7 protein-coding genes and 1 pseudogene are annotated in these 6,671 nt (G+C 37.3%); all 8 read right to left on the bottom strand.

The window, feature by feature from the left end; all coding sequences use genetic code 11:
• Positions 1 to 84: 84 nt before the first annotated feature.
• The gene (locus tag FXW34_RS22650) at positions 85 to 318 is read right to left on the bottom strand and encodes a hypothetical protein (RefSeq protein ID WP_147536281.1); all 234 of its coding nucleotides are present in this window, start codon (positions 316 to 318) and stop codon (positions 85 to 87) included.
• 23 nt (positions 319 to 341) lie between these two features.
• A complete protein-coding gene (locus FXW34_RS22645) occupies positions 342 to 755 on the bottom strand; it encodes a pre-toxin TG domain-containing protein (RefSeq protein WP_147536280.1) in 414 nt (137 codons plus the stop codon).
• A gap of 440 nt (positions 756 to 1,195) precedes the next feature.
• The gene (locus tag FXW34_RS22640) at positions 1,196 to 1,705 is read right to left on the bottom strand and encodes an ankyrin repeat domain-containing protein (RefSeq protein ID WP_147536279.1); all 510 of its coding nucleotides are present in this window, start codon (positions 1,703 to 1,705) and stop codon (positions 1,196 to 1,198) included.
• Between the two features lie 19 nt (positions 1,706 to 1,724).
• Positions 1,725 to 2,483, bottom strand: a complete 759-nt coding sequence (locus tag FXW34_RS23510) for an AHH domain-containing protein (protein ID WP_246141268.1) — start codon at positions 2,481 to 2,483, stop codon at positions 1,725 to 1,727.
• 294 nt (positions 2,484 to 2,777) lie between these two features.
• Positions 2,778 to 3,251, bottom strand: coding sequence for an SMI1/KNR4 family protein (locus tag FXW34_RS22630; protein WP_147536278.1), 474 nt, complete (start codon positions 3,249 to 3,251; stop codon positions 2,778 to 2,780).
• 19 nt (positions 3,252 to 3,270) lie between these two features.
• Positions 3,271 to 4,563 (bottom strand): HNH endonuclease, encoded by a 1,293-nt coding sequence (locus FXW34_RS23505; RefSeq protein WP_246141266.1) that lies wholly within the window; start codon positions 4,561 to 4,563, stop codon positions 3,271 to 3,273.
• Between the two features lie 449 nt (positions 4,564 to 5,012).
• Positions 5,013 to 5,516 carry an Imm6 family immunity protein gene (locus tag FXW34_RS22620; RefSeq protein WP_187119070.1) on the bottom strand — a complete coding sequence of 168 codons (504 nt, stop codon included), beginning with the start codon at positions 5,514 to 5,516 and terminating at the stop codon, positions 5,013 to 5,015.
• A 13-nt stretch (positions 5,517 to 5,529) separates the two neighbouring features.
• Positions 5,530 to 6,671: pseudogene (locus FXW34_RS23500) on the bottom strand (pre-toxin TG domain-containing protein); the annotation flags it as partial.

Genomic DNA, 6,671 nt, shown 5'->3' with positions numbered 1-6,671 from the left:
CTCTTCTGGATACATCTATTTCCTTTCCACCAACTTTAACTGTTCCTTTTACTTCTACAGCAGTATACTTGTCAGCTAGCCAATCTAATTCAATTTGTTCAGAAGATAATTTTCTGGATTTAAGCCCGCAACTTCACCCGTACCCTTAGTTCCCCCACTACCAACCTTAACCCCTTCAATCCTACTTACATAATCTCTTAAACCATTTTCAATACTATGTGTATTGACGGCTGAATCATGGGCTAATATTTTATTGCCCATTGTATCTTCTACGAGTTTTATTCGAAGTGGGTTAAGGTTTTTCGCTCCAGTAGCCACTTTATCCGCGACTTGTGCTACTTCTATTGTATCTTTATAACCTTATTTTTCACGATATTGGCGCCGTTTTGGAAGGCTACTTCTGCTCGTCTCAAGCGTTCTGATCCAAACTTAGATGCGGTTTCTACTAAGTTACTAATTCGAGATGCTCCCTGTTGGATGCCACCTTTCACACCGGAACTTAAGCCTAGCTTCCCAATATTATCACTAACACCTGCGAGACGAATGGTGCTGCTGAATTTCGTTAATCCACTGACGCCTGGGACAATATCAAGCGGAGCTAGTAGCCCTCGCACCCATCGTTCAGATGTCTCGAGTTCCCGACCTGAGACTAAATCCTTTCCAGAGACAGCTGAACTTAATTCATAAGTACCGTATACAGCTCCCAACGCCATTCCAGCTGGTGGGCAGAATAGCGTAACTCCAGCGATTACCACAATTTCACCCGTTTGTAACAACCATTCTTTGTATTTTTGCGAGTCACTAATGGATTCATACTCGAAAGCCCGTGTGTTGACAATGGCCTGTTGGTATTCCTTTTGCGAAAAATCTTAATTGGGGTTGTGTTCTTTCCAAGCTTCGTAGTCCAATTTCATTTGTTTTCCGTAGAAGTTATCACCACTGAGATGTCGTCTGGGTTTATTTCTGACTTTTTAGTAAATTGATTGAATTGAAGACTCCTTTTGTGATATTTGAAATTCACAAAAATATTATTCATGTTGTTCAAAGCATACATTTTTTTGAAAAAAACACCTGTTGCCTAAAGGCAATCAAGTGCTTTATTGTTACGAAACTATATATTCTTCGTAGGTCAAAGAAAGAGAAAGTAATAATTTATTTATATAGCTTAATTTGTTGCATTCCCTGAAATTCTCTTTTATTCTTTTTCATCCATCTTTTGCTTTAAATATTCTGCAATTTTTGTTTGTCCTCTTTCAATGGCAAATGCATAAGCATCCATATCTTTCATGTTTTCACCAGAGTATTTTATAGAGATATCTATTTGATTCTCAACTAACAATTTAACAATATCAAAATGACCACCATATATCGCAGCAAACAAAGGATTTCTATCCGGTTCACTAGTATCGAATTCAACATTCTGATTAATGAGATATTCAACAATATCTATATACCCTTTTGTAGCCGCTCTTTCCAGAGCATTTGTCGAAAAAGTTCCACCCTGTGCATTAACATCTATCCCGGTATTAATAAGATATTTTATTATTTCTAAATGCCCATGAGAAGCTGCTACATGTAACCATGTACCAAAAGGTGTCATCCATATTAACATTTCTGGTTCTTTTTCAAGTAAATTTCTTAATGTTTCCAATTGGCCATTTTTAATTGCAGTTCTAATTTCTTTTGCAATCTTAGTCTTATCCATTTTATTTCTCCTTTAATTTTTATCTTCTAGAGGCAGCTTGTTTCCCAAGATCTTCTAGTATTTCAATAATATCGTCTAAGTCCGCACCTGCAACATCAACTGCTTTCAATTGATTCACAACATTTTCCAAGGCTGATAAATTATGTTGCCCTGCAATTCTATTTGGTGCCCAAACTAAATTCTCTTTACCAATTATATGCTCGATACCATACTTCCTTAATATTTCTTGGCCTTCTTGAACAAGTTTTTGATGAGCCTCACCTAGACCTTTTTTGAATAGAATATGATGCGCATGTGGAACTACCATATCAGCAGGCGGGTCACCTATTAGTCCTCGAAGATACTTACCAAAATCCATTATTATTAATGCTTCATCATATTCTTTAGTTATTCCTAAATCCGACACCATTTTTCTAATCTCAGACAGCTCATCTATACTAAAAGTATTATTCTGAATAGCATTTTTTAGTTTTTTCATCTTAGCGGGATCGACATTCCCATTCACAATAATATCATCAAGATAATCATTTACAGCATTACCCGCACCCTTAGTTCCCCCACTACCAATCTTAACCTCATCACTAACGTTCAGTACAACCCTAACACCATTCTCTATCGTATGTGTATTATCGATTACTTCGCGGGTTTTCCCTAGAGAACCTGCCCCAGCTAATACAGGTTCTTCCCGGGGAACATGGAGGTATTTACTTAACCCGGCAACCCTCTTATCCGCTACTTGTGCTACCTCTATTGTATCTTTCATGACCTTGTTTTTCACGACATTGGCGCCGTTTTAGAAGGCTGCTTCTGCATGTCTCAAGCGGTCTGATCCAAACTTGGATGCTGTTTCTACTAAGTTACTAATTCGAGATGCCCCCTGTTGGATGCCACCTTATGGAAAACTGGGTTCCTCGGCATTTTACTTCCTTTCGCTACTTGCACTTGCTGTACTGCGCAACACAAAAACCAAAAGCACCTGCTGCCTATTAGACAATCAAGTGCTTTTGGTAAATTAAAAAGTTTGACTGATTTACAAGCATTGGATCAAGGTTTTGTTACTACCAACAATTATCTATTCTGTTAACATATTTAATAATTCTTCAAAGCTATTACATAAAATATATGTTACAGGATTTAAATCTGAAGACTCTTCATGATTCCAAACGCATACAGTAGGCTCTTCAACATCGTTACGATAGTCTAAGCAAACAAAGTCACCTGCAAATAAAACAGCTATTGGTAGCAGTTCAGTACCAACAAAATTTTCATCAAATACAATTCTTTCGTCTAATTGTGTTCTAACTACTCCTATATCATAATACTCATCTTCTCTTTCTCCGGTTACTTGTAAAATACATAAAAACCTATCAATCGCATAAATATGGTTATTATACTTAAAACTATCTTTTATTGGAGTACCACCATTATATTTTTTTATAAATTCTTTAAACTTCTCTGGTAAATTTATTCTCCACTTACCTTCCCTTACAGAAAGCAAAGTATCGTCTGGTAAGGGATAAATTATTGATCCATCCTTAAATTCCATTTCTATACCTCCTCAATTATTATCTTGGAGCGTCGGCCCACATCCCTTTTGTCCTTCCTCCATTATGAGGTGTAATATTATGAATACCAAAGGGGACCAGCTCAATTCTACCAGGAACCTCCGTGTGATGCCACGTCATTCCTTTTCTTGTACCACCTATTTGTTCATCTAACCACTTAAACTGTTCTTTATCCGATAATTTCCAAAATTTTTCGGGTAACTGAACAGTTTCTTCTACAACACCCGCACTTGCAAAGTCGGCAAATCCATACCTCATACCTTCTACTTTTGTAACCTTTATTTCAGAAATATGTCCTTTTTCTATAGCCATTTCTTTTATCTTTCTTTTTTGAGCAGAAGACAAACAATCGCCTCCAGGAATAGTATCATCCCAAGACCAAGGTTTGTTTAAATCAACATGTTCTTTATATACTTTTGCATAGTCTTCGATGACTTCATCAAATTTCTTATTGCCATTTATAAAATCATCAATATTTCTTAAATTTGTTTCACTAACTCCCTTACCTTTAACCGTACCCTTAATTCCCCTAGTTCCCCCACTACCAACCTTAACCCCTTCAATCCTACTTACATAATCTCTTAAACCATTTTCAATACTATGTGTATTGACGGCTAAATCATGAGCTAATACTTTATTGCCCATTGTATCTTCCACGAGTTTTATTCGAAGTGGGTTAAGGTTTTTCGCTCCAGTAGCCACTTTATCCGCTACTTGTGCTACCTCTATTGTTTCTTTTATAACCTTATTTTTCACGATATTGGCGCCGTTTTGGAAGGCTGCTTCTGCTCGTCGCAGACGGTCTGTTCCAAACTTGGATGCGGTTTCTACTAAGTTACTAATTCGAGATGCCCCCTGTTGGATGCCACCTTTCACACCGGAACTTAAGCCTAGCTTTCCAATATTATCACTAACACTTGCGAGACGAATGGTACTGCTGAATTTCGTTAAGCCACTAACGCCTGGGACAATATCAAGTGGTGCTAACAGCCCTCGCACCCATCGTTCAGATGTCTCGAGTTCCCGACCTGAGACTAAATCTTTTCCAGACACAGCTGAACTTAATTCATAAGTACCGTATACAGCTCCCAACGCCATTCCAGCTGGTGGGCAGATTAGCGTTGCCCCAATAATTACCACTAAGGCACCAATCTGAAACCAGAATTCTTTATTTTCCTGCGTGTCACGAATCGATTCGTATTCGAAAGCCCGCGTGTTAACAATAGTCTGTTGGTATTCCTTTTGTGAAAAATCTTGATTGGGGTTTTGCTCTTTCCAAGCCTCATATTCCAATTTCATCTTTCAAAATTGAGAACTCAAAGTGAAAGATGGAATGAGGATTAAATTTTTAAGTAAATAGATAAATTTTTGTGGATTTAAGGAGGGCTGGCTTAGAAGCTCATACTTCGACCATTTTTATAAATCAAAAATGTCTCTTTCTGTTATGAGGGAAACGGAGGAACCGTCCCATACCACTGAAAAAATCCATGAAATTTTATGAAAAGCAAATTCCTGAAAAATCCATCCCCACTTACAGTTTAATATTAGTGGTAAAATAGATTGAATTCTCCCACTTTGACTTTAGAAAACGGCGGAATTTCGGGATTAGGTTTTTCTGAAAATTCATTATTAAACAGAAATGCACTTTTTCAGTGGCCTCGAACCGTCCCCTTGTTTCTATTTTTTCCACAAAAAACAAAAAGCACTTGTTGCCTTTAGTAGACAATCAAGTGCTTTAAATTCTATTGCACTCCTTTTAAAAAGTTCATAATATTTTCTCTTTTTAACAAAGTATTACTATCCTTTAAATAATTGATGAATTCTTTGACAACTACCTTATTTATAAGTTTTATCTTAAAAAAACCTTCTAGAAACTGCTGTAATATACTTTCGTCTATATTTTCTATTGGTGCAGGTAAATATTCTTCATTATCAGACTGATAAGCTTTCCAATTAGTAAAAGATATTGCATCTACAATGCAACCCCAAACTAATTCTTTTAATGGATCATTCTCATCTTGCATTTGCATAAATAGCCCCGAAAATTCTGTCCCATCGTCTAATAGAAAATAGATTTCATCTCCGGAATACCGCTTATTTTCAAGCCACTCCCAGCAAGCTTTCATAGCATTTTTTATATCATTATAAGCTGAAGAAGAAGTTAATAAATCAACAACGGTTTCACTTAGCCCTAACAAAAATGCAACTTGTCTATCTGATTCTAATTTCTCAAATGTATCTAACATAATATCCCTCATTTTACTCAACTAATTTTCCATTTCTTAAAATAAAACTTTCCTTTCCAGAAATCCTTATACCTTCTTTGACTTCTGTTGTAACTTTAATTGTCAAATTAGGATATTTTCTAGTTAACTGCATAAATATCCCATCATCTTTATTCGGATTAGTCATACCTTGAGTACAGATCGTGCATACACCTCTTGGGTTTGACTGATGTATTACAAAAGTTCCTTCCACCTCATTTGGATTAATCCCTAATTTTTTGATTGCCATATCAAATTCATTAATAACTCCTTCTTCAGCGTGCTTCATAAATTGTATATGTCGTGGATTAGTTCCATCATATGGAGCTCTTATTTCTCTATTAGGCATTATATCATCTAAATCAGGCAATCCAGCTTCTCTACGAACTTTTATTGAACTACCTTCAAAAATCTCCCCTTCTAATCCTGATATGTCCGCTTTTCCAACAGCTATAGTATGAGTCTCAGGTACATTTAGTTTTTGACGTATAACATCTAAATCTGCCTTTCCAACTTCGATTTTACTTAAACCATTACCAGTACCCTTAGTTCCCCCACTACCAACCTTAACCCCTTCAATCCTACTAACATAATCTCTTAAACCATTTTCAATACTATGTGTATTGACGGCTGAATCATGAGCAAATACTTTATTGCCCATTGTATCTTCCACGAGTTTTATTCGAAGTGGGTTAAGGTTTTTCGCTCCGGTAACCCCCTTATCCGCTACTTGTGCTACCTCTATTGTATCTTTTATAACCTTATTTTTCACAATATTGGCGCCGTTTTGGAAGGCTGCTTCTGCTCGTCGTAGGCGGTCTGTTCCAAACTTGGATGCGGTTTCTACTAAGTTACCCATACCAGAAGTAGCTCCCTGTTGGACGCCACCTTTCACACCGGAACTTAGGCCAAGCTTTCCCATATTATCACTAACACCTGCGAGACGAACAGTGCTGCTGAATTTCGTTAAGCCACTGACGCCTGGGACAATATCAAGTGGGGCTAGTAGCCCTCGCACCCATCGTTCAGATGTGCCGAGTTCCCGACCTGAGACTAAATCCTTTCCAGACACAGCTGAACTCAATTCATAAGCACCGTATACAGCTCCCAACGCCATTCCAGCCGGTGGGCAGATTA

It is taken from the genome of Bacillus marasmi (genome assembly GCF_902168435.1).
GTDB classification, from domain to species: domain Bacteria; phylum Bacillota; class Bacilli; order Bacillales; family Cytobacillaceae; genus Bacillus_BU; species Bacillus_BU marasmi.
The sequence above is the reverse complement of the archived record's forward strand: the minus strand, read 5'-3'. Positions and strand labels throughout refer to the sequence as shown.

Excerpts from the sequence above, each read along its gene's own strand:
- FXW34_RS22640 (WP_147536279.1), bottom strand. The coding sequence starts at position 1,705 with ATGGATAAGACTAAGATTGCAAAAGAAATTAGAACTGCAATTAAAAAT.
- FXW34_RS22630 (WP_147536278.1), bottom strand. The coding sequence starts at position 3,251 with ATGGAATTTAAGGATGGATCAATAATTTATCCCTTACCAGACGATACT.
- FXW34_RS22620 (WP_187119070.1), bottom strand. The coding sequence starts at position 5,516 with ATGTTAGATACATTTGAGAAATTAGAATCAGATAGACAAGTTGCATTT.